Source organism: Rhizobium sullae (assembly GCF_025200715.1).
Classification (GTDB): Bacteria; Pseudomonadota; Alphaproteobacteria; order Rhizobiales; family Rhizobiaceae; genus Rhizobium; species Rhizobium sullae.
Genome location: NZ_CP104144.1, coordinates 624,145 through 644,067, shown reverse-complemented (window position 1 = coordinate 644,067; position 19,923 = coordinate 624,145). Strand labels below are relative to the sequence as shown.

General features: G+C 57.5%; 22 protein-coding genes and 4 pseudogenes. 13 read left to right on the top strand and 13 right to left on the bottom strand.

The genetic code is table 11. From position 1 onward, the window contains the following. Positions 1 to 118 precede the first annotated feature (118 nt). Positions 119 to 490 (top strand): SpoIIAA family protein, encoded by a 372-nt coding sequence (locus N2599_RS23725; protein WP_027512489.1) that lies wholly within the window; start codon positions 119 to 121, stop codon positions 488 to 490. A 268-nt stretch (positions 491 to 758) separates the two neighbouring features. Here N2599_RS23725 and N2599_RS23720 read toward each other — a convergent pair whose 3' ends face one another. After that, complete coding sequence (locus N2599_RS23720) at positions 759 to 1,301, bottom strand: cysteine hydrolase family protein (RefSeq protein ID WP_051336745.1); 543 nt, start codon at positions 1,299 to 1,301, stop codon at positions 759 to 761. 642 nt (positions 1,302 to 1,943) lie between these two features. Between N2599_RS23720 and N2599_RS23715 the strand changes: the two genes are divergently transcribed. Together N2599_RS23715 and N2599_RS23710 are read left to right on the top strand one after the other, a co-directional pair. Then, positions 1,944 to 2,489: a hypothetical protein gene (locus N2599_RS23715; RefSeq protein WP_051336742.1), complete on the top strand. Its 546-nt coding sequence runs from the start codon at positions 1,944 to 1,946 to the stop codon at positions 2,487 to 2,489. A gap of 270 nt (positions 2,490 to 2,759) precedes the next feature. Then, on the top strand, positions 2,760 to 3,053 hold the full coding sequence (locus N2599_RS23710) for a hypothetical protein (RefSeq protein ID WP_027512486.1): 294 nt from the start codon (positions 2,760 to 2,762) through the stop codon (positions 3,051 to 3,053). 102 nt (positions 3,054 to 3,155) lie between these two features. Here N2599_RS23710 and N2599_RS23705 read toward each other — a convergent pair whose 3' ends face one another. From N2599_RS23705 to N2599_RS23695, 3 genes are all read right to left on the bottom strand, one after another. Next, positions 3,156 to 3,410, bottom strand: a complete 255-nt coding sequence (locus N2599_RS23705) for a hypothetical protein (RefSeq protein WP_051336741.1) — start codon at positions 3,408 to 3,410, stop codon at positions 3,156 to 3,158. Between the two features lie 1,188 nt (positions 3,411 to 4,598). Continuing rightward, on the bottom strand, positions 4,599 to 5,696 hold the full coding sequence (locus tag N2599_RS23700) for a flavodoxin family protein (protein ID WP_027512484.1): 1,098 nt from the start codon (positions 5,694 to 5,696) through the stop codon (positions 4,599 to 4,601). Between the two features lie 268 nt (positions 5,697 to 5,964). After that, positions 5,965 to 6,405, bottom strand: coding sequence for an HD domain-containing protein (locus N2599_RS23695; protein WP_027512483.1), 441 nt, complete (start codon positions 6,403 to 6,405; stop codon positions 5,965 to 5,967). Between the two features lie 556 nt (positions 6,406 to 6,961). Here N2599_RS23695 and N2599_RS23690 point away from each other — a divergent pair. Both N2599_RS23690 and N2599_RS23685 read left to right on the top strand, forming a co-directional pair. Further along, entirely contained in the window at positions 6,962 to 7,351 is a 390-nt protein-coding gene (locus N2599_RS23690) for a YbhB/YbcL family Raf kinase inhibitor-like protein (RefSeq protein ID WP_100772086.1), read from the top strand. 152 nt (positions 7,352 to 7,503) lie between these two features. Further along, a complete protein-coding gene (locus N2599_RS23685; RefSeq protein WP_027512481.1) occupies positions 7,504 to 7,929 on the top strand; it encodes a CBS domain-containing protein in 426 nt (141 codons plus the stop codon). A gap of 55 nt (positions 7,930 to 7,984) precedes the next feature. Here the strand turns inward: N2599_RS23685 and N2599_RS23680 are convergent, their stop codons facing one another. Then, positions 7,985 to 8,209, bottom strand: a complete 225-nt coding sequence (locus N2599_RS23680; protein WP_051336740.1) for a PCC domain-containing protein — start codon at positions 8,207 to 8,209, stop codon at positions 7,985 to 7,987. Positions 8,210 to 8,319: 110 nt separating this feature from the next. Between N2599_RS23680 and N2599_RS23675 the strand changes: the two are divergent. Then, positions 8,320 to 8,675: pseudogene (locus N2599_RS23675) on the top strand (molybdopterin cofactor-binding domain-containing protein); the annotation flags it as partial. A 163-nt stretch (positions 8,676 to 8,838) separates the two neighbouring features. On the opposite strand, the gene N2599_RS23670 reads toward N2599_RS23675, so the two are convergent. The 4 genes and pseudogenes from N2599_RS23670 to N2599_RS23660 all read right to left on the bottom strand — a co-directional run bounded on the left by N2599_RS23670 (position 8,839) and on the right by N2599_RS23660 (position 11,511). Beyond that, a complete protein-coding gene (locus tag N2599_RS23670) occupies positions 8,839 to 9,912 on the bottom strand; it encodes a glucokinase (protein ID WP_027512479.1) in 1,074 nt (357 codons plus the stop codon). Between the two features lie 403 nt (positions 9,913 to 10,315). After that, entirely contained in the window at positions 10,316 to 10,744 is a 429-nt protein-coding gene (locus N2599_RS23665; protein WP_037143174.1) for a hypothetical protein, read from the bottom strand. Positions 10,745 to 10,968: 224 nt separating this feature from the next. Next, a pseudogene (locus N2599_RS37645) lies at positions 10,969 to 11,135 on the bottom strand (Thivi_2564 family membrane protein). A 145-nt stretch (positions 11,136 to 11,280) separates the two neighbouring features. Then, on the bottom strand, positions 11,281 to 11,511 hold the full coding sequence (locus tag N2599_RS23660; RefSeq protein WP_027512478.1) for a hypothetical protein: 231 nt from the start codon (positions 11,509 to 11,511) through the stop codon (positions 11,281 to 11,283). Between the two features lie 400 nt (positions 11,512 to 11,911). Here N2599_RS23660 and N2599_RS23655 point away from each other — a divergent pair, with 400 nt between their 5' ends. The 3 genes and pseudogenes from N2599_RS23655 to N2599_RS23645 all read left to right on the top strand — a co-directional run. After that, a complete protein-coding gene (locus tag N2599_RS23655) occupies positions 11,912 to 12,109 on the top strand; it encodes a hypothetical protein (protein ID WP_027512477.1) in 198 nt (65 codons plus the stop codon). Between the two features lie 378 nt (positions 12,110 to 12,487). After that, the gene (locus N2599_RS23650) at positions 12,488 to 12,730 is read left to right on the top strand and encodes a hypothetical protein (protein WP_027512476.1); all 243 of its coding nucleotides are present in this window, start codon (positions 12,488 to 12,490) and stop codon (positions 12,728 to 12,730) included. A gap of 116 nt (positions 12,731 to 12,846) precedes the next feature. Further along, positions 12,847 to 13,481, top strand: a pseudogene (locus N2599_RS23645) (c-type cytochrome); the annotation flags it as partial. A 639-nt stretch (positions 13,482 to 14,120) separates the two neighbouring features. Here N2599_RS23645 and N2599_RS23640 read toward each other — a convergent pair. Together N2599_RS23640 and N2599_RS37905 are read right to left on the bottom strand one after the other, a co-directional pair. Further along, positions 14,121 to 14,615, bottom strand: a complete 495-nt coding sequence (locus N2599_RS23640) for a GNAT family N-acetyltransferase (RefSeq protein ID WP_027512474.1) — start codon at positions 14,613 to 14,615, stop codon at positions 14,121 to 14,123. A gap of 98 nt (positions 14,616 to 14,713) precedes the next feature. Further along, a pseudogene (locus N2599_RS37905) lies at positions 14,714 to 14,924 on the bottom strand (hypothetical protein); the annotation flags it as partial. A gap of 322 nt (positions 14,925 to 15,246) precedes the next feature. On the opposite strand from N2599_RS37905, the gene N2599_RS23635 reads away from it, so the two are divergent. Further along, the gene (locus N2599_RS23635) at positions 15,247 to 15,480 is read left to right on the top strand and encodes a hypothetical protein (RefSeq protein WP_027512472.1); all 234 of its coding nucleotides are present in this window, start codon (positions 15,247 to 15,249) and stop codon (positions 15,478 to 15,480) included. 182 nt (positions 15,481 to 15,662) lie between these two features. On the opposite strand, the gene N2599_RS23630 is transcribed toward N2599_RS23635, so the two are convergent. Together N2599_RS23630 and htpG are read right to left on the bottom strand one after the other, a co-directional pair. After that, the gene (locus tag N2599_RS23630) at positions 15,663 to 15,899 is read right to left on the bottom strand and encodes a hypothetical protein (RefSeq protein WP_156915329.1); all 237 of its coding nucleotides are present in this window, start codon (positions 15,897 to 15,899) and stop codon (positions 15,663 to 15,665) included. A gap of 244 nt (positions 15,900 to 16,143) precedes the next feature. Continuing rightward, positions 16,144 to 18,036, bottom strand: a complete 1,893-nt coding sequence (gene htpG / locus N2599_RS23625) for a molecular chaperone HtpG (protein ID WP_027512471.1) — start codon at positions 18,034 to 18,036, stop codon at positions 16,144 to 16,146. A gap of 325 nt (positions 18,037 to 18,361) precedes the next feature. On the opposite strand from htpG, the gene N2599_RS23620 reads away from it, so the two are divergent. The 3 genes from N2599_RS23620 to N2599_RS23610 all read left to right on the top strand — a co-directional run bounded on the left by N2599_RS23620 (position 18,362) and on the right by N2599_RS23610 (position 19,751). Further along, entirely contained in the window at positions 18,362 to 18,844 is a 483-nt protein-coding gene (locus N2599_RS23620) for an Hsp20 family protein (RefSeq protein ID WP_027512470.1), read from the top strand. Between the two features lie 83 nt (positions 18,845 to 18,927). Continuing rightward, the gene (locus tag N2599_RS23615) at positions 18,928 to 19,437 is read left to right on the top strand and encodes an Hsp20/alpha crystallin family protein (RefSeq protein ID WP_260308574.1); all 510 of its coding nucleotides are present in this window, start codon (positions 18,928 to 18,930) and stop codon (positions 19,435 to 19,437) included. Between the two features lie 92 nt (positions 19,438 to 19,529). Further along, positions 19,530 to 19,751: a hypothetical protein gene (locus N2599_RS23610; protein WP_027513926.1), complete on the top strand. Its 222-nt coding sequence runs from the start codon at positions 19,530 to 19,532 to the stop codon at positions 19,749 to 19,751. Positions 19,752 to 19,923 lie beyond the last annotated feature (172 nt).

Here is a 19,923-nt window from a genome sequence, read left to right as displayed (position 1 = left end):
TTCAGGGTTGCTGTGGAAGAAGCGAGATCCCGGCGCGCCACGATGTTTGCGCCTGTGGAACATCCTTCCACGACAGGTTTTGGTTGCAGTGCATGAGGCCCATTGAACGGAGGAAATAATGATCGAGCTCATAACCGCTCCGGACAACGTCGCGGCGTTTCGTGTTGCCGGTACCGTCACGGCGGACGACTACGAAAAAGTCATACCTGTCATCGAGGAGAAGCTGGGTGATCATGAAGACATTGGTGTCCTGGCGGACCTCACGGATTTCGAGGACATGACGGCCGATGCTCTGAAACGCGATTTGCAATACGGCTTAAGCAAGCTCAGCGAATTCCACCGATTTAAACGCGCTGCCGTGATCTCCGATAAGCAATGGATTAAAGCGGCCACGGATATGACGGGAATGATTTTCCCGCAGATCGACGCCCGGGTCTTCCCGCAGGAGCAGAAAGCCCAAGCCATGAGTTGGGTGTCTGATATTCAATAATTGTAGCGACCAGCGTTTGTTTACCAAAACTCCGAAGGGTCATGAGCAGCACCCGTGAGGTCGAGAAAACCAGCGACAAGGCAAGTGGCGCGTCGATCACTTGTGATGACCGACGGGCAGAAGCGCCCAATCTGTAGCCTGGGGGCACCACCGCCGGAACTATCCGCCTGAAAGTCGGCAAGAGGTGTCTGGAAAACGAACCCAACGCGGGCATAAGATGAAGGCTATCTCCGTTCCAAATGGCCACAGAGCGTCTCCGGCAAGCGGGTCAAACCTCCCTCAGGAATTTCTCCGTGGTCGTGACATCGAGCTGAACCGAAAACCTGCCGCCGAGGAGTTCAAGCGAAGCATCATGCGTCTCGTCGGCCCCGCTGCAGACGGCATCCCTCAGAAGGATTGCTCGGTATCCGAGATCGATCGCACCAAGCGCGGCCGCCAGGACGCAGACATCCGTCTCGCCTCCAGTCAGCACGACAGTCCCGACCCCCTCTTCCGACAGCATCCTGTGAAGCCGTCCGCAGACCCAGGGCGAGTATGTCATTTTGTCAAAGACGCGCGCGGGAGGAACCAGAGCCTTCAGGGCAGGAACAAGGTCAATCATCTGCGGGTCGAGATGCTCCATCGTCATCATCCGCCACTTTTCATAATAGGTTCGCCACATGCCAGGGAGGTCTTCAGGCTGGTCTGGCGGTATGAACCGTGTAAAGACGGTCCGATCTGGATGGGAACGCGCGAGTTCCACAATTTCTGGCGATACCTCGCGCATCCACGCTACATGCCAAGGCGTATCCTCCGAGAACATCCGCTGCATATCGATGCAAAGATGAATCCATCCGCCTGTCACGTTTATTCCTTTTATTCCTGGATTGCCGCGTGGCGAGCCATATCGTCGTCAGATAGCCTTCAGTTTGGCCCTTTCAAGCGCGTTCCTTTGCGCGACATTAGTCAGATCGGGACGGCCTCGACAGAACAGCGCGTTTCGCTGGCGAGCTTGAAGGGTGATGCTTTGAACGTCCCAGATAGGACCGACGTTTCTGGCCAGTTCCAGCATTCATCCTGACTTTTCTTTCAGCAACGGAACTCGCGCTGATGCTAGCCGTTCTCCACTCCAGGTCGACGCCCCGCCTCTGATTGTGGAACCTTTTGGTCCGTGTGGCGCCGGCATCACCGGGAAAAAATGTGAAGGCGATGTTGCAGCATCAAGCAATGGCAGGAACCGCGAATGACGGCGGCATCCGCCGCCGCTGGGGCCAGTTTTGTGGCCGTTGCGGCGCCACTTGGAAAAGACTCAAGCTGACGAACTTCCCGAGGGCCGTCACCGCATCGCCATTCGCCGTGTCCAAATGTCACGCCGGTTCGGCAGCAGCAGCACATTAATGAATTCGGCAATCTCGAGGCTTTCCTGCCGGGCGTTCTACGCCGCAGAACCTCGAGCCGAGATTGCGAGGGAGTGATGACGGATCGCCGCGTGAAAATGGCTGTTAGCTCGGAGGCGGACGAAAGCAAGACGCGGCGGCGGGTCCTGCAATTCATGACCACCGAACATTTCGTATTGCAGACTGCCCGGGCTGCCACGATCCAGGAAGCCAACCAACGCGCCAACTTGTTCCTGACATCGGTATCGAGCGCGACAATCGCTCTCGCTTTCGTTGCGCAGGTCACAGACATGGGGCATGCGCGCGGGATCGCACGGATCCGCCACTATTATATTGAGGTCGCGCCTCTGATGGAAAAATATCTGGTCCATTCGACCCATGACGACGATAAGGCTGTACTGAGCGACAGGGCCGGAAAGCAGTCGCGCTGGCAGTCGTTCATGAGCACGGCCGGCGTGGTGAGCGTGATCGCCGGCGGCATCGCTGGCGTCTTTGCTGGTGTGGTCGTGAAGGCGATCGCCGGCTTGACTGTGACCGTTTCCGGTTCTCCTGGGAATCGCAGTTTTCGCGCGAAACGTTTTCCTTATGCGGCGTTACCACGTTCGAGCCTGGATAACCGCTGAGCAGAGAATGACGGCACTTTTTCCGAGCACGTCCGATCACCGTCAATCACAGCTGTAGACCAATGCACGCGATCGCCTGCATTCGTATCGCTGTGAAGATGGCTGTCCTTCAATGAGTGAAATCTGGGACAAGCGGCGTTGCAGACCAAAGTCTGCGGCCGTTCTGGCGGAACAGACATCGGCTTGGTCGGTTCTTCTGATGCGAAGCCAGGGTGAAAATCCCTGCAAATCTCGCCTAGTGTAAGTTCAACTGACTGAAAGGAAACTGATTTGAATACCGCCAATCTACAGTTGGAGGGGCTCTACATGGCCCTGGCAGCAATGAATAAAATGATGGTCGAAAAGGGCATCATCAGTCACTCAGATGTTTGCGCCGCGCTGACTGAGGCGGAAGCACGTGTCAGCGCGGATAACTTGCCTCAGCTGTCCGATGCCAACCGAAAAAGTGTGGTTTTCCCGATCCGGCTTCTGCTTCTGGCCAACGAGGCCGCGGAAAGAGGTGAAAACCCGGAATTTGCAGACTATGCGCGCTTGATCGGTCAGCAAAGCGAGGTTTCGGAATAAGCATGCTTGGGTGGCGAAAACTCGGCCGTTACCCTTCCGGCGGAGACGCCCTTTTCTTGACAACGGGCCGCGGCCTCAAACTGTGAACCTGAGTCAACGGCATCAAATCCGACGGCGGTTGTTTTCCTCCGCTCGCGGCCGGCTGCGTGCTTCAAAGTTCTCCAAGTCCTCGTTGCGAAGCTGAGCGATCGCCTCCATGGCTTCGTCAGCCTGCCAACCGGCGCGCAACGCGGCCGCGACTAGACGCACTTCCAACTCCTGTTCGAGCTTCAGGTAGAGACCCTCCAACGCTTCCCTGGCGGTGACGATATGTTCGTCGTGTGAAATGACATCAGGAATTCTTGCGGCTCGGTGCATTATCCTTTCTCCTTCGCTCTCATGCTGATGCCCCTGTCTCTGAGAGGAGAACAGCAGCGCCGCACGCAGCCCTGCATGCGGATATTCTCTTAGACGGCTGCCCTTTCCTGGCGGCGCCATCCACCTGGTCTCTTTACGCCGCCACTGATTGATCGCATGGCCGTCCGATGGGCAGCAATTCATGCCGGAAGCTTCAGCTGGGCGTATGCAGGTGCGGCAGGCGCCCGCCAGATTGAGGAGAAGAGCGAGGCCTGTCGCATCACGTGCCGCAGGGTTGAGGGACCGTAATCCTGCGGCACTCGGACGATCGCTCTAGCAGGTGGCAGTGTGAACTGGAGTTGGCGGCCCCCGCTACGCGGATCCCATGTCAAACACTCCAACCGTTGCGATTGTTCCATTGAAATCTGGCAGTTGATGTCGTGCATGCGGGAATGTCTTGCCGCAAGTAATTTTTCAGCGGGTGGCAGTACCGCCGACGAGCAAACACGTAGCAAATCCTGTGACCACCTGCGATGGTTCCGCTTACCGATTGCCTTGAGGACCGGACGCCGCTGCGGAAGCGGCCGCACCCGATCAGTGCCTTCGAGCGGGGCTGTGGCCGTTTGTTCTTGACCCGACGAAGAGATATGGCAATTGCCTCGCATTTCTCACACAAGGGCGGCGCTTTTTGTATCTCGACGGGAACATCTTCCATTGCCGTTTATTCGATATGGGTCGCGCGGCGGTTCTCCCATCCTCCACGGGCAACCGCGGTCCCTTTGCTAGTGCTGCCGCACGGACGAGCCAAGGTTGCGGACTTTAAGCGTGAGCGCGTGACATTTGGCGCGTTCCGAGCCAGAACAGGTCCTGTCGTCATAGCACGAACGACGCCGAGGCGATCGGGCGTTTCCCTCGATTTCGCCGCGGTCTCAAAGGAACCAGGTTGCGACAAGCCCGAGGCTTGCGGAAAAGACCCCGCCGGATGCAAATCTGATAAAGCACAACAGCACAGGCCACGAGATGTATACGTTTGCGTGCGAATTCGAGATGGACGGGCGGATATGGACCGTAGCCTTTTTGGGCGCATTCGCAAAACGATGCCGAACACCGTCGGGGCCATGAAGCGCAGCTTGCGTTGTATCGGCCAGATCTACAGCGAAGGCGAGTTGTAAATGCAAGCGCCCATCGAACATGATGAGCGTAACCGGTTCACTTTTCGCGCGGTTGGCGAAGATCAGCAGTAACCTTCTTGCCCGTGCGCTTCGCAAGGATGGCTCCAAGCAGGGTTCGCGCTGCGTTGCGCACCTCCTCCTGCATCGCTGTGTCCTTGTCGAGCGCCTCATGGCTCGTGGCGTAGGGTTCCCAATAGCCGATGTAGCGGCTTACTTCTGCCATCGTTCCGGCTGGGATGAGGTCCATGGACTTGAGCCACTCGGAAACGCCGCGTCTCGCATCCTCGGCACCTTCCGTATCGCCATGGGCGATAACAGCGAAAAGGCGGTCTGCGAGATGGCGGGGATAGTTCCAACCTTTCATCTCCAGTTCTTTCGCTTCCTTAGCGTGCTTGCCATGTGTTGTCGTCGGATCGGGATTGCCGCCGTCAGCGCAGACGAGCCGGTCCATCATGAGTTTCAACGGTGATGAGGTATGGTACCAATTCACCGGCGTCACGATCATGATACCATGTGCCTCAACCCACATGGGGTAGATGTCATTCATCCAGTCATGGATTTGGCCGAGCGAATAGTTCGGGTAGCAGGAACAGGGCCAGTGACAGAGCGCAGCCGACGTCGAGAAGCAGGCTTTGCACGGATGTATCTGTCGGCCGTATTCGGAGCAGAGGCGGCTGAGATCGAGGATCTTCACGTCGATTTCAGGCCGGCCGGCAAATATCTCCTGGGCAATCTTGACCATTCTGAAGCTCTTCGAAAACTCGCCGGGACAGGTATGCTCGCTGCGTGACGAGCCGTTGATCAGCAGGATGCGAAGCGGCCCATTTGCGTTATCATGCCGAACCCGCGCGGCACGAATGGCGTCTCGGGCATTGAGCCAGTCGACCGACAGATCGTAGTCCGGATCGCTGAACTCCGGTCCTGCTTTCCGCGTATTCGGGCTCTTTCGAGAATTAAGATAGGCGTCCCAGGCCGCGCTTGCGATGCTGTTAAGTTCACGGCCAAGCGGCCCGTAGGCCTTATCCTGGAACTGGTTCAGGAACCGCTTCTTGAATTCGGCTTCCCTGAGGCGCGGACTGGGACTGCCCTTCCGAGGTTCGAGATCGTGCGGGGGGAAGACCGGTTCTGCGGGCATGATATCTCCAAGGATGAAAAACCGCAGGCAAACCTGCTCTCGGTCGTCTCTTCTGAAATGCCAGTTCTACAACTGGCTATGGTTTCTTCTGTCGGCGCCATAATGGACTGCGGATGTCGTTCATTCGACTTCCCGACGCAAGCCGAACCAGGACAGCAAGGGCCTGCTTGTCGCCCGGCAGCGCATGCTTCAGTGGCGCAGCCGACGTAATGTGGGCGCGCGCTTGGACCGGCATCTCTCGTCGCCCCACGAACAGCCGCCGATCCACTTATTCTTCTCGTTCATGATGCCGCCTTGTCTCAGAAATGATCGTCAACCCTCGATCGTACTTGGATGTGTCGGCGCCGATTTGCTGCGCCTGCGACAGATTGTCCTCAAGGTCCGCCCGCTTTACGCGCCGCGCGATGTCGTTCGAAATCGCGCGGCGGATAAAAGGCTCATCGTCTTCATTTTGTCTTCTAGTAAGGGCATCGACAGCGGAAACCACCGCCGGAGGAAATCCTTCTTCCTTCAGACGGTCAACCGTCCAGCCCGTCCCTTTTTCCGCCACGTCATGAAGGTAAGCGACGATCTTCTCCTCGTCACCGATAACCGCTAAGGCGACGCGACGGCAGTGCTCGAAATATGGCGCGCCAGTCTTGTCTGTCTGGCCAGCGTGCGCCTCGACTGCAATCTGGGCAGCATGGTCGAGTTGAAGTGAGGCCTGCATTTTCGTCGTCGCTCCTTTCGTCCTCCATTGAACGATCACGAAGCGCACTAGTTCCCGCAGCAGACATGCAGCCCGCGTCGGTCAGGGCTGACGGACGTCGCTACTCTTGTGTGTCGACCGAGATTGGAATGGGATCCTGCGCAAATGGCGTTGCAAAAAAGCCATAGCGTTGATTTCGCCAGGGTTACTCATCGCTCATCAGAGGCCCGGCGCAAGAATGCGCCGGGCCTCTGATGTCGAGCGCTTGGGAGGAAGAGCCGACTGGATGGCAGCGCAAATCGCATCGCGCCATGTCGCTTGAACTTTGCACGCCATTCATTGTTCCATTTTTTTCCGCCGGGGAGCCAGCGATGCTTCGCTTTAAAGTGAAGCTTGCCGAGAGGTTCCCGAAGCTGCGGAAAACATGGGCCGCCGCGTCAACCGGAAAGCGATCTGGGGATGAAGCTCCAGCGTTTGCAATCTTCACTGACAACTGACGCTCCGATGTGCGATCGCCTCGCCAACGGAACCTTTCGCCGATTGTCCGGTTTGGGTGGCATACTAAGAGGAGGATGTCATGGCGTTTGAGCTGACAAGCCCAGCCTTTGAGAACAGGCGAGAGATTCCTGTGCGGCATGAGCGGCCGGGCGCAAATCTTTCGCCGTTCCTCCAATGGCACGATCCGCCGAATGGAACGCAGAGCTATGTGCTGATCATGGAGGACGCAGATGCGCCGACGCCGGCGTTCAGGCACTGGGCGGTTCATGACATTCCGGCTGGCCGGCGCCAGCTTACCGAAGGCATGAGCTCCAAGGCAACGGCCGAAGATCTGCGGCATGCCTACAATGACTTCAGCAACCTCCATTACGACGGCCCCGACCCTTCCGATGGCGTTCATACCTATCGATTTCGGCTTGCTGCACTTCCGGTCACAAGCCTCGCGTTCCCGCTGAAGCCGATGCTATGACTGTGTGGGAAGCAGTACGGCATCAGCTGTCGGGCGAGGCCGAACTGGTCGGCGGAAATGACAATGGACGGAGATGATGAGTCCGGGTCGAAAACGCGAGCGTCTCATCCGCAAACCCAAAAGAGACGCAGCAGGCAAAGGAGAATGAAACCATGAAAGTCTCTGAAATAATGTCGCGCGACGTCCAGATCGCCAGCCCTCATCAGACAATCAGGGAGATTGCTCGCAAGATGGCGGATGAAGAAATCGGCTTCATGCCGGTTGGCGAAAACGACAGGTTGATTGGAACGACCACAGATCGCGACCTTGTTGTTCGCGCCCTCGCCGACGGGCTTGGAACCGACGCGAAAGTCAGAGAAGTCATGACGCATGACGTCAAATATTGCTTCGAAGACGATGACATTGACAGTGTCGCGCACAACATGGGCGATCTCCAGGTCCGCCGACTGCCAGTCGTCAACCGGGATAAGCGCCTTACCGGCGTGTTCTCGATCGGAGATGCGGCCCTTGGCGACAGAGCGTCGGCGGGAGCGGGATTGAGTAAGGTTGCCCGGCCAGGCGGAGCGCATGCGCAATAGAACGCCAGAGCCTCCCCGAATTCCCTTCACGCCGTCAGAAGCTGGTACCGATCGCTTAATTTAACTCGATCAGCGCAATGCCGAGGTTCGGCTGCTTCCGACGTCTCAGGTGGGCCGGCGTCTCGCGGATGAGTACCTCGAGCGTTGGCCGGACATGTCCCTTCATGAAATGCCCGCCCTTGGTGCTGCCGTCGGGGAAACCGAGAACGCCGTGAAGATGCAGACTCGCCTTGCCCTCGTCATCGACAGCGGCATCACCGATCAGGCTTAAGACCTCCACCCGCTCGGCTATGGGAATTTCCCTGTAGGCCTTTGTACCAGGTCGGCATTGCCATTGCCGATGTCATGGGTGGGGCCGGCCTCTCCTCGATCGAAGAGCACGGTCGGGTTGGTCCAGACATCAACCCCAGGACTGCACGCAGCCAGATCCTCGGCGGCATCGTCATGGGTCTCGGCATGGCGTTGCACGAAGAAGGCATGATCGATCATCGCAGCGGCCGCATCATGAATCACAACATTGCCGAATATCACATGCCGACGCATGCAGATGTCGAGGATATCGAGGTTCTATTCGTGGAAGAGGAAGACGACAAGGTAAGTCCGATTGGTGTCAAAGGCGTCGGTGAGATCGGTATCGCCGGGGTTGCCGCTGCGATCTCCAACGCCATTTTCCACGCTACCGGCAAGCGCATCCGCCACTTCCCATCACCGTCGATAAGATCATGCAAAACGAAGTGAAGCTGTAATCTTCATCTCCGTCGCGGGCCGCCGCGTTGTTGGAACCTTCCGGTCGTGCCCAAGAACTTGGCTCTCGGCCTATTAGTCTAAACTTGTCGAGCTTCGCCCGGCATCTTTTGCTCTACCGGTTCGGCAAATGCGGACGCATGGGGCCCCAAGGGCCATAATGGCTCAATCCTTGTTCGTTGCGGATGCGGCCCGGTTGGTAAAGCGAACGTTCCCGAAACCCGTTCCGATCGTGACGGTTCCCCAATGTCTAACGTCCTGCATCACGGGAATCTGCGATAGGCCCTGAACGACGCCATCATTGTGCATCACCACCAGCGAGTCATGTTTCCCAATAGCCGGGATGGCATGCATCAGTTCGCGGGGCAGATTGAATTGCTCACCTTCCCAGTTGCCGCCTGGCAGGTTCTGGCCGCCACGTGCGATTGATCCATCCGCTTCGATGATACCGGGACATGCGACACCGATGACTGGCGCTAACAAAAAACGCTGCTTCTCCGTCTTGCCAATCAGTTTGGTTAGCATTTTTACGAGTTTCTCGATGGCCGCGTGCCGGCTGTTGCAGTCTTCGCCATATCGCCAAATGTAAGATTTCCAGATTCGCGCTTTCGATAGGTCCCGGCGGTCGGAGAGCCTGGTTTCCACAACGCCTGCTCGAATATTGGCGCCCCCGATGTCGACTGCGAGGATGCCATCATATCCATCGAGCATCCAGGAATGCATTAGGTGCGCCGAGCCGAGCAACCCGGCCTCGTCAGGGTCATGGGCAATTGGCACGATATCAATCGGTAGCCCCTTGCTCTTTAATCTCACCATCACCCGCGCAATCGCCAGTTCACAGAAGGAGCTCTCTTTCAGGCCGCCTCCAACTGCAATCCGCCTCGTACCGTCCCAGCCATCCTCCTCGAGAAATTGTTGCAACACATACGCAATTTCCGTAGCGAAGTCCTCGATTGCCCCCAGAACCAATGCACAGGCTTCCTTATCCTCGCCGTTCAACAATGCGTCGATCTGCTTTTTGGACAGTTTTTCCGTCGCCGTATCGCCAAGCGGATCCTTGCCGCCTTTGCGAACGCGTTGACGCCAATCTTCAAGTTTCTGATGGAAAGCCTGCCTGTTGGCGCGATCGCCGATGAAACCGTTCTCGTCGTGGAGTTCAATATTGTAACTGTCCACGGTGACGGATGGCAGGTCTGCCGCACCGTGATTAAGGAGGGCCCCGCCATTTCTCTTTGCCATTTCGCCTTTCCAAGTCCGATGTGCTGGGTCAACGTTCTCGGTAGTTCTGCGGTTCCGCATCCCTCGTAACGCATGTGCGAAACCAGGGACTGAAGTGCCAATGCGCGCTTCGGTAGGCCGGCGCGGAAGGCAGCATCGAGCTTCGAAAGGCTGATGGCCTCTGTTGCGGCTTCAATATCTTCAAACCAATGAGAGCTTTGATTGTTCCGGGCCGGAATTTGGCATCTACAGATGCGCGGGACGATGCACTGCCCTCTAAGAGCCGTGCGTTCCGCTCACCTCTCCTGTTGGTTGTCGCATCGGCGGCGGCGGTGATGGCCCGGAAGAAGCCTCCCGCTCCAGCAATCGGCGTGACCCTCGGCCAGCTTCAACTATGCCGGACCTACTGTTGCATCTGTCGCTCTTAAGGGCGGGATTTCGCTTCGAACCGAGCGATGAGCGGAGGTATGATGGCAGCCGCAACCGCACCCGGTGGCCGTCTCAGCACCCGTGCGCCGACCGCGGTCGCGGCCATTGCAGCGGCAAGTTTCGCCCATGGGTACGCGCCAAGCTGGGCATGAGCGCTGGCGTCGGCCCATTCGGCCTTGGATCTGGCGACGGCAACCGTCTGCTGCTTGACGAGCGAGAGCCTTGCACCAAGGATCTCGATCTCATTGCGCACGTGGTCGAGGTCGTCTTTGATCCGCTGCAGAGGTGCTTTCGACGGAGCGTCATCTGCGGGAGGTGTGAGTACTTCCTCGGCCGGGGCTTCGGCCTCGAGTTCGGCGAGATGAGCCTGCAGGTCGGCGTCGGTATCGAGGCCCTTCGAATGTTCTATGTCGCGCCGCGTCATGATGTTTTCTCCTTGCATTGCGATCACAGCACAACGCGTATTTCTTTAAAAAGATGCATCTGTCCAGTGGTTCGCAACCCCCTCAAATGCTTCATCGCTAACACCATGGGAGGTCCGCGCACCAGCTACCGGCGAGGGGGGGCGTGCAGCGTGAGATTGCCTTCAGCTGAGGTTGGGGCTCCCCGCGTCGTTTTGTCGTCGGCCAAGACAGGTCCTTACCGGCACTACCAAACGGCTGAATACTTCAGCAGCGAAACAATTCCGATGATTATGACTACGATCTGCACGATCTGCCGCATGGGGCATCGATCGGCAGCCGCTGAACCAAGTACAAGACGAGAATGATTACGAGAAATGTGATTAGAACTCCGATTATCACCGAAGCACCCATTTATCGCCACTCATGGCGTCGTATTCCTGGTCTTTGTTCGTCATGGCCGGTCCATTTTTTCTCATCTTCTTCGGTCTTGGTTCCGATGAGAACCAAGGCTGCTATGCGCCCGATCGACGACTGCCACCGGTCAAATGAGCAGAGCTTATTCCGGCACACCGTGTGCCGGACCTTCGTCCTTAACTTCGCGCGGCGTTGGTGTGGGGATTGCGCCATGGTCCAGATTTTTCAGATCCTGCCCCTTCGAACCGCCCACACCTGCTGCATGCGCACGATTACGGCTTGCGCGTCTGCTGTCTTGCAGAGTCCTTGCCTCTTCGATGAGGGAGGCCAAGTCTTCATCCGAGAATTCGGAGAGGTCAAAGGTCTTGGTCATATCAATCTCCCACATGGTTCGGTTTCTCCAATGATAACGCACAACTTGGCAAAACGACGCAATCAGCACCGCCTATACTCCCCGCGAGGCTCTCGAGCCGGGCTATCAAGCGCCTCGCCTACACCGTCATGAATCGACGGCAGACAGAGCGTGAGGGCATGCCGCAGCGCAGTCGATGAAGAAGAGATAATAGGCGCGGCGACCGTTCCGGTCAGATCTCCATCCGGCTTAGCCGACCTCGTGGTCCGCAAGGGCGTTGATCGCCGCAGCGCTTTTGCCGCGCGCATCATCTGGATTTAACCAGCCACCGTCTAAAATCCAGTTCTGAATTGAGCGTGGGAACTTCGCCCCGCGGTCGTCGTTCGAAGGTCGAAATTGCCGAGCGCCTTAAGCCCTCCCCATGACCGATGACGACAACAAGAAAACCGCGCCACGGGAATACATTGCAGAGATCGATGGAAAGCGCAGGAAAGAAAGCGGTCGTGCGCTTTTGATTATTCTCATTGCTGTGATGATCATCGTCGGCCGCACTCTTGCTTGTCGTTTCGATGATCGATGCCGTTCAGCATGTCCAAGGCAATCTTGGCTCTGCCGATGATGAAAACAGCGTCGATTCAGCGGCATTCCATGAAAACTCAAGGCCTAGACTGTGCGCCAGCAGACGCACGCGCGGCCATCATCGCGACCGAAGTCAATCCGCCGAAATACACCAATCTGGATTGGGGGTTTTCAGAACATTGGGCTAACTTTGTCTCCACGAAGACGATCCTGCGTGCAAAGCCGAGGTCTGCAGTGGGAAGACCAGCGTCTTCAAATTCTGTGATGAGAAGCAAGCCGAGCGCTCAGTCGATGAGAGATGAGATATGTTCGAAAACGTACAATGCCTTTTTGCCATCCGCGCCTTCTGCCATAGTGTTTGCCGGCGTCCGCGAGGCTCTATCGGGTCGAGCACTTTGCTTCACGGGAGGGTGGTGTCATGGTTCTTTTTGAACTCCTCTCCTTTACGGACGAAGAGGTCGATCTCATCACCTCCGGCCTTCGCCGGTGGTCGCAGAAAAATCACATCGATGTCCACAGCGAGCGCGGCGAGGATGCGCTGAAGCACGCCATCGGACTTGTGAGCTGCGGCGTTAAGTGTGTGGATGAATTGGCTGCAAGGCTCGACGAGAATTGCGCGCCGCCTCCCGCTGAGCGTCCCTCTCATCTTACTGGCGAGTAAACGTCCACGCTGACCGGCTACGAAGGCGTTTCATCTGCTTTCAACGCGAACATCGCACCCCCAGCGTTGCTGCTGCGCCGGTGAAATCTCAGCGCGAAAATCTTCCAAAGAGCAGAGGCGATGCGGGCCGCGGGCGGTTCGTCTTCGCCGCGGCCAATTGCGCTTCTTGTCATGCAACTCCCGGCCAGTCCGATCCGCTCAATTTGGGTGGGGCCTTGCGTCGGCATCTCCTTTCGGAACATTCCGCGTTCCCAATATCTCACAGCACCCCGTCGACGGAATCGGATCGTGGTCAACCGCTGATCTGGCAAATGCGTTGATCTCCGGTGTCTAGCCGGCTGGCGAGCATTCTATCGCCTTCCCCTACCCCAGTTATACTGGCATGCGCATCGAGGGCATCAAGGATCTCTATGCGTATTTGGAAACGTTGCCGGCCATTTCCCGACGCCCGCCACCGCACGACCTTGCTCTGCTGTTCCGCATCCGCCGCCTTCTTGGCTTCTGGAAGCTGTTTTTTTAATGAAGGTCGAACCGAGGCGCCTGTGGCGATCTCGTCCATGATCGAGGCGCCTATCTCGTGGAAACGCTTGGAAATTGTGCTGACTGCCATTCGACCCGCGATGTCCTGGGAGTAATCAGAGCATCGACGCGCTTCGCTGGAGGTTCTGATCCTGAGGGTACAGGTTTTACTCCGAACATCACTCCGAGCAAGATCGGCCACTGGTCCGAGCACGCGCTTTCCGTTTTTCTGTTTTTACACAAGCACGGGCTCACGGAATTTACGCCGTCGGGCTGCCGCCGTGTGCTGATGTAAAATCGGCCGGCATGCACGGTATCGGGCGTGCCTTCGAGCTTTGACTGCCATTGCAGTGAGGAAACACCGAAGGCGGCATGCTCAATTGATCGCCACAGGGTAATAATCGCGCTGCGAGAGGGACGACTTGCCAGCGGCGCGATTGGCCGGCCACTGCTGCTCGATACTGAGGATGAAATCGAGACATGGCTGATGGACTAGGAAAATTTGACCTTCTCTAAAGTTCGGAGAAATGGATCGTGCGGGCAGCTCTCCTGTAACCGTGCTCTTCCCCTTGCACGTGGCTGCGCGGTCCGCCTCAATTCTTCGCGCATTGGTACGTTTGCGTACGGAAACCATGATCCATATGACACGTTCATCTTTCGAACGTGTCCCGACGTTCCTCTAGTCAACAACTAGCCCCGATTTCGTCGGGGCTCTTTGTAATGAAGGAGCGGATGTGATTATTCGGACATGCCCGCGGCATTACCAGAATCGATCATAAAAAGCGTTGTCGCTTGGGCGAAGACGTCGCGCCGTGCCTCGCCACACCGGGATGTAGGCTCTCGTCAATGCTCTCAGGCATTTCGGTCTCGATCAATTCATCGCGCTGTTCAAATCATGCAGCCCGACCATCAGCGTCATAGGGTCGGACGGTGAAGGACGGAAGCCGACCGCCTCATAGAAGACGCGAGGGTCATCGGAAATCGCATGCGCCAGCACGCCGCGGATACCGAGGATTTCAGCGGCATTGAGCAAGCGCAGACCTGCGTCGCGCACTAATGCCCTGCCGATACCGCGCCCCTGATAGGTCCGGTCGATGGCGAGGCGGCCGAGCACGGCAACCAGAATCGGATCGGGAATGTTACGCCGGAAACAGCCAGGAGCTTCCGGCTGCTTCACAGCACCGGAGGCGAGCGCATAATAGGCGATGACGTGGCTGCCCTCGCACACGACGAAGGTACGTGATGCACCACCTTCCTGATTGGCGCGGGCGCGCCGATGCAGCCAGTCATCCAATTCGCGAACGCCGGAATTGAATTCGGCCGGTTCGTGATGATCGGCCAGTGGTGCCTGTGCACTGAGGGTCACGCCTCATCCCACGGCGCTTTTGTCAACATGGCGCGTTTCAAACTGACTCTGCGATTGCGCGTGTAGTCGCTCATTTGCCTACCTCTCGATCGTATGTGGGGCGACCACCCGCGCGTGATGCCACGGCTTAGCACGCTCTCCGCCAACGCCAGTTGACGCCGCAGATGCTTGCAGTCGAGTAGCAAGGTCGTGATTGCTGCCTTGGCGTCATCGTCATGAAACGCGAACCATCGCCTGCACCTGCCAATCCAGATCGGTGCCTTCCGGCTGAGTGGCTTCGGTTACTAATGGGCGCACGTACTTTCTCACCGCGCAGCGCACGGTTTCCCAAATTTTGAGCTTCGTGAAATGCCGTTCGATCGCGGCGCGTATGTTCTCATTCAGAAATGAGTCAAGAGGCCAAAACAATTGGGCGTTCAGAGAACAGGCTAACATGCCGCCCGCGATGAGACGTCGCAAACAAGTGGTGAAAACGATCCAGGCAGGCAGATGTCATGGCAATTCCCCGATGACACCTGAAGGATCCTCATGTATGGTTGCCGCCGGGTGGATACCGGCATCAGGTGGGGCTTCGGTCCGATGCTCGGTTTCAATCGGGTGGCATACGAGTGGGCAATGTAGGAGTTCGCGGATGCTTGAGTTGTTGGCCTTGGAGCCCGAATGCTTCTACTGGGCAAGACGTAGGGGAACCGGAGGCGCCTGGGAGGTCGTGCAGATTTCGACGGTATTTGGCGCCGGCCGCGACTATTGGACCGTCGCCAGAACCGGATCGGATGTCCACGACATGGTGGACGACTACGAGTTTCTAGCCCAGGTTGCGTTGCCGGAGGCGGATATTCTTTCTCTATCGCAGGCCGCCGAGTAAGCATCGACTGGCGGAAACGGCGGCTGCGGTTAGCAATCATGGCTCACTCTTCTTCCGCCCCCGATCTCGTCCGCCCCCCAAAGATCTACTGCGTGCCGGGCCTACCGAACTGGCCCAGCCGGCGGTTGACCGTGACCAGCGGGCGGACCGCATAGAAAGTTCGGATGACTGGACGTGTCCGCTCAGGGAGCCAATCCGATCTTATACCGTCCGGCCACCTGCCAAAACCAGTTCGCATAGAGATCGGTGCGGCGCTCCGCCATAGACACGGCGGATCTTACCGGTTCAAACAGGGCAAAGCACAGCTCGGTATCGTCGTGGCGGCCATGGTAGGCAATGCCGTCCGCCGCCACAGGATGACCTGATAGAGCTTTCGACAAGTTTTGCGGCACGTCATAGGGGAAGCCATCATTACGCAACTATGCCAACTTCGACAACTCCGGCAGCCTTCCTGAAGCAACCGAATAGCGTGATGGGTCCGAGAGCGGACCAATCCAATCCCCTGCGGTCTTGCTCCTCAATACCTCAATTACAAGCATGCCTCCGCTGAGGCCTTTCCCGACGAGATAATCGTGCAACAAATTGTTGCCGATTCCTTGGGGCCATAATCTCTGGCTCTTCGAGCCGCTGAAGAGTCCGAGCGAGGCCGCCGCCAAGTCTCGATCAAGATTCTAACGCTCTTTGGAACACCCGAGTCAATCTCTCGGCAAAGGCACGCGGATCTGCGGGCTTGTCGCCATCAAGGATCCGTGCTTGGTCGAGAAGGAGCAATGCTGCGTCTTCCCTTAGTGACGAGCTATCCGCTTGGGCGGCAATTCCCTTCACCAGCGGATGCTCGAAATTGACCTCGAGGATCGGCTTTGCCACCGATTGCAGCCGCCCGGCGCTCTGCAATATCTTTTCCATCTGGCGGTCGTAGCCCTCTTCCGGTGCGACGAGGCAGACTGCGCTTTCCGTCAGCCGATCGGAGGCGCGGACATCCGAGACCTGGTCTGCAAGCGTGTTGCGTGCAAAGGCGATGAAGCGCTGGACATCAGCCGATGTTTCGCTTTTCATGCCTGCTTCTTCATCAGGCTTGGCAAACTGTGCCAGGTCGGCTGCCCCTTGCGTGATCGATTTGAACGTCTTTCCATCGAATTCGGGCGCGTTCATCACCCAAAAGCTGTCGATGGAATCCGTCAACAGCAGCACCTCGATGCCACGAGCGCGAAATCCTTCCAGCTGCGGCGACGCCTTGAGCTGATCCAGGCTGTTGCCAGCCAAGTAGTAGATTGCGCTTTGATCCGGTTTGGTATCCTTGACGTAATCGGAAAGCGAGCGGTAACCATCATTCGAAACCGTGGTTCTGAAACGCGACAGAGCCATCAGCTGCAAGCGCCGCTCAAAATCCTCATAGATGCCTTCCTTGACGACCGGACCGAAATTCTCCCAAAATTTGATGAACGCGTCCTGATCGCTCTCGGCGAGTTTTTCGATTGCCGTGATGATCCTGGTGGTGATGCCTTTCCTCATCGCCGACAGAACCGGGCTCGCCTGGATCATCTCGCGCGAAACGTTGAGGGGAAGGTCTGGGGTATCGACGAGGCCCCGTACAAAGCGGAGATACCGCGGCATGAGTTCGGTGTCGCCGGTGATGAAGACGCGCCTTACATAAAGCTTTATCCGGCCTTTGCGGTCAGGATCGAACATGTCGAATGGCTGTGATCCGGGAACAAAGGCGAGTGCCGTATATTCATGCCGACCTTCGGCCTTGAAATGAACAGTCAGGGCAGGCTCGTCATATTGTCCGGAAATGCCGCGATAGAAATCCGTATAGTCTTCGGTCGAAATGTCATTTTTCGAACGCGTCCAAAGCGCCGTACCATCGGTGAGCTGGATCGGTTCGGCGCCCCGCTTTTCAACCATCGTGATCGGCACGGGAACGTGGCCGGATTGTTCCTTGACGATGCGCTCAACCGACCACCGCGACGTATAGGTCTTGGCGTCCTCCATCAAATGCACAGTGATACGCGTGCCGCGCGCCGGGGCATCCGCCATATCCGTGGGGCCGACGCTGTAGCTGCCCTTTCCATCCGACGACCACAACCAGACCTCATCGGCGCCCGCCCGCCTCGAAGCCACGTCGACGCGTTCGGCAACCATGAAGCAGGAATAGAAGCCGACGCCGAACTGTCCGATCAGTTGTGCGCCGTCGCCGGCCTTGTTGGCCTCAATGCGCTCCATGAAGGCACGGGTTCCCGAGCGGGCAATGGTGCCGAGCCCCTCGATCAATTCGTCGCGGCTCATGCCAATCCCGTTGTCCTCGACGACCAACTGGCGCTTTTCCTCATCGAGCGATAGCGTGATACGGCTGTCCGTGTCGTCTGCAAGCAATGTCGGTGTGGCAATCGCCTCGAACCGCAGTTTTTCGCAGGCATCAGCGGCGTTCGAGATCAGTTCACGCAGAAAAACATCCCTATCCGAATAGAGCGAATGCACCATCATATGTAGAAGGCGCGCCACATCGGCCTCGAAGACGTGGTTTTCGGCAGGGTTTTGCGTGGCGGTAGTCGTCATGTGTCATCATCTCCGTCGTGATGGGAAAACGATCGCTCAAGTGGCAAGGACTTCGATTGAATTCAAGACGTGAGTCGCGCTTTATAGCCTGTCGGCCCCTCATGCAGCGGTCAAGATCTTGACGTCTCCTCCTCTATCGAGCACATCGACCACTGCATTTTTTAGCACTCTCATACCTAGAGTGCCAATTTTTTGTCTTTGCACCCTTGAAACCTCGAATTTCCGCAACCAAATCAGTTTTGTCAGCCGCCAATAGGGGCTGAGTGTTGGAGACGCGCGTTTCCAAGGCGTCTCCATTCCATGTTGCTTTACGGAGGATATGGCTATGAGAAACGACTTCGACTTCGCTCCCCTTTACCGGTCCAGCATCGGCTTCGACCGCGTCTTCAATCTCCTTAATGCGCAGCGGTTCCAGGCCGTCGATACCTGGCCGCCCTACGATATCGTCAAGGCAGGCGAGGACGACTACCGCATCACCATGGCTGTCGCAGGTTTCGGCGAGGACGATCTGTCGGTCACGCACGAGCGAAACGTGCTGGTCATTGCCGGCACGAAGGCCGAGAAGGAGGACGCGCAATATCTGCATCACGGCATCGCCGGCCGATCGTTCGAACGGCGCTTCGAGCTTGCCGACCACGTCAAGGTGCTTGGTGCGAGCCTGAAGAACGGCCTTCTGTCGGTCCAACTGAAACGCGAGATCCCCGAAGAGATGAAGCCGCGGCGCATCGCGATCGGTACAGGCGAGAGCCAGCAGGTTGAAGAGCAGACTGCATCACTTCAGATCGAAGGCGAAAAGCAGGTGGCTTGATCAACCCTTGATCAGCCAACTTGATCAAACAAGATGACGGCCGGCGCCGGCCTTACTCCGGCGCGGCCGGTATGGAGGTTGAGATGAGTGTAGTCCGTGATCTTATTCCGTGGGGCCGCAGCAACAGTCCGGTCCCGACAGGTTATGCAGGCAGAGACCAGCATCCGTTCCTTGCGCTTCACGGCGAGATGAACAGACTGTTCGACGACGTCTTCCGCGGCTTCGAGGGCCGCTTTCCCACAGTCGGCTCCGGTTTCATGTTCGAAACCGCCTGGCCGAAGATCGAAGTCGCGGAGACGGATAAGGACATCCGGATCCTCGCCGAAATCCCGGGAATGGAGGAGAAGGATATCGAACTTTTGATCGACAACGGCATCCTGACGATCCGCGGCGAAAAGCGCGCCGACAACGAGGATAAGGACCGGCAGTTCTCCGAGCGGTTCTATGGCCGCTTCGAGCGGCGCCTTTCAATCAACAGCGAGGTGCAGGAAGACAAGATCGACGCGTCCTTCAAGAACGGCGTCCTGACGATCACCCTGCCACGCTCCGAAACGGCGCAATCGCGTGCCAAGCGCATCACGATCAAGAGCTAGGGATGAATCGTCGCGCTTGTGCGCAGCAGCAGCGAGTGTATTGCCGCGCTGCCGTCAACTCCATGAAGTTCCAAAAGTGAGAGGTCGTTGATATGACGCTATCTTCAGGAGAAATAAGGGCGATCGTCGGCCCGGTCGATGAGGTCATGCTTGCAGACATCTTGGCGACAGGTGCTTCGGCAAAAGAGCTTGCCGAAGCCTGGGCTTGGGTCAACGCCGACGAAGCGCTGACGAATGAAGGCCGCCCATTGCCGACGGGACGGATTGCGCGGCTCATTGACCTGCTTGATCCCCGCCAGGAGAATGACCTGTGAAGCCCGTCCATCATTTCTGTCCCGTACTGGCCGGCGGCAACGACATGCAACACCCATCGAACGACGTGCGCGGGCTTACTTGGCCAGAGGCATAGGTGGAAGCGAGCTCCGGCAAAGCGCAGTCGGCTTGGCAGCAAGGACGGTAAGGTCTCTCGGCTATCTTTTCCTGATA

Coding starts and splice junctions, on each gene's coding strand:
- N2599_RS23725 (WP_027512489.1), top strand. CDS start 119: ATGATCGAGCTCATAACCGCTCCGGACAACGTCGCGGCGTTTCGTGTT.
- N2599_RS23720 (WP_051336745.1), bottom strand. CDS start 1,301: ATGCAGCGGATGTTCTCGGAGGATACGCCTTGGCATGTAGCGTGGATG.
- N2599_RS23715 (WP_051336742.1), top strand. CDS start 1,944: ATGACGGATCGCCGCGTGAAAATGGCTGTTAGCTCGGAGGCGGACGAA.
- N2599_RS23705 (WP_051336741.1), bottom strand. CDS start 3,410: ATGCACCGAGCCGCAAGAATTCCTGATGTCATTTCACACGACGAACAT.
- N2599_RS23700 (WP_027512484.1), bottom strand. CDS start 5,696: ATGCCCGCAGAACCGGTCTTCCCCCCGCACGATCTCGAACCTCGGAAG.
- N2599_RS23695 (WP_027512483.1), bottom strand. CDS start 6,405: ATGCAGGCCTCACTTCAACTCGACCATGCTGCCCAGATTGCAGTCGAG.
- N2599_RS23690 (WP_100772086.1), top strand. CDS start 6,962: ATGGCGTTTGAGCTGACAAGCCCAGCCTTTGAGAACAGGCGAGAGATT.
- N2599_RS23685 (WP_027512481.1), top strand. CDS start 7,504: ATGAAAGTCTCTGAAATAATGTCGCGCGACGTCCAGATCGCCAGCCCT.
- N2599_RS23670 (WP_027512479.1), bottom strand. CDS start 9,912: ATGGCAAAGAGAAATGGCGGGGCCCTCCTTAATCACGGTGCGGCAGAC.
- N2599_RS23665 (WP_037143174.1), bottom strand. CDS start 10,744: ATGACGCGGCGCGACATAGAACATTCGAAGGGCCTCGATACCGACGCC.
- N2599_RS23660 (WP_027512478.1), bottom strand. CDS start 11,511: ATGACCAAGACCTTTGACCTCTCCGAATTCTCGGATGAAGACTTGGCC.
- N2599_RS23655 (WP_027512477.1), top strand. CDS start 11,912: ATGACCGATGACGACAACAAGAAAACCGCGCCACGGGAATACATTGCA.
- N2599_RS23650 (WP_027512476.1), top strand. CDS start 12,488: ATGGTTCTTTTTGAACTCCTCTCCTTTACGGACGAAGAGGTCGATCTC.
- N2599_RS23635 (WP_027512472.1), top strand. CDS start 15,247: ATGCTTGAGTTGTTGGCCTTGGAGCCCGAATGCTTCTACTGGGCAAGA.
- htpG (WP_027512471.1), bottom strand. CDS start 18,036: ATGACGACTACCGCCACGCAAAACCCTGCCGAAAACCACGTCTTCGAG.
- N2599_RS23620 (WP_027512470.1), top strand. CDS start 18,362: ATGAGAAACGACTTCGACTTCGCTCCCCTTTACCGGTCCAGCATCGGC.
- N2599_RS23615 (WP_260308574.1), top strand. CDS start 18,928: ATGAGTGTAGTCCGTGATCTTATTCCGTGGGGCCGCAGCAACAGTCCG.
- N2599_RS23610 (WP_027513926.1), top strand. CDS start 19,530: ATGACGCTATCTTCAGGAGAAATAAGGGCGATCGTCGGCCCGGTCGAT.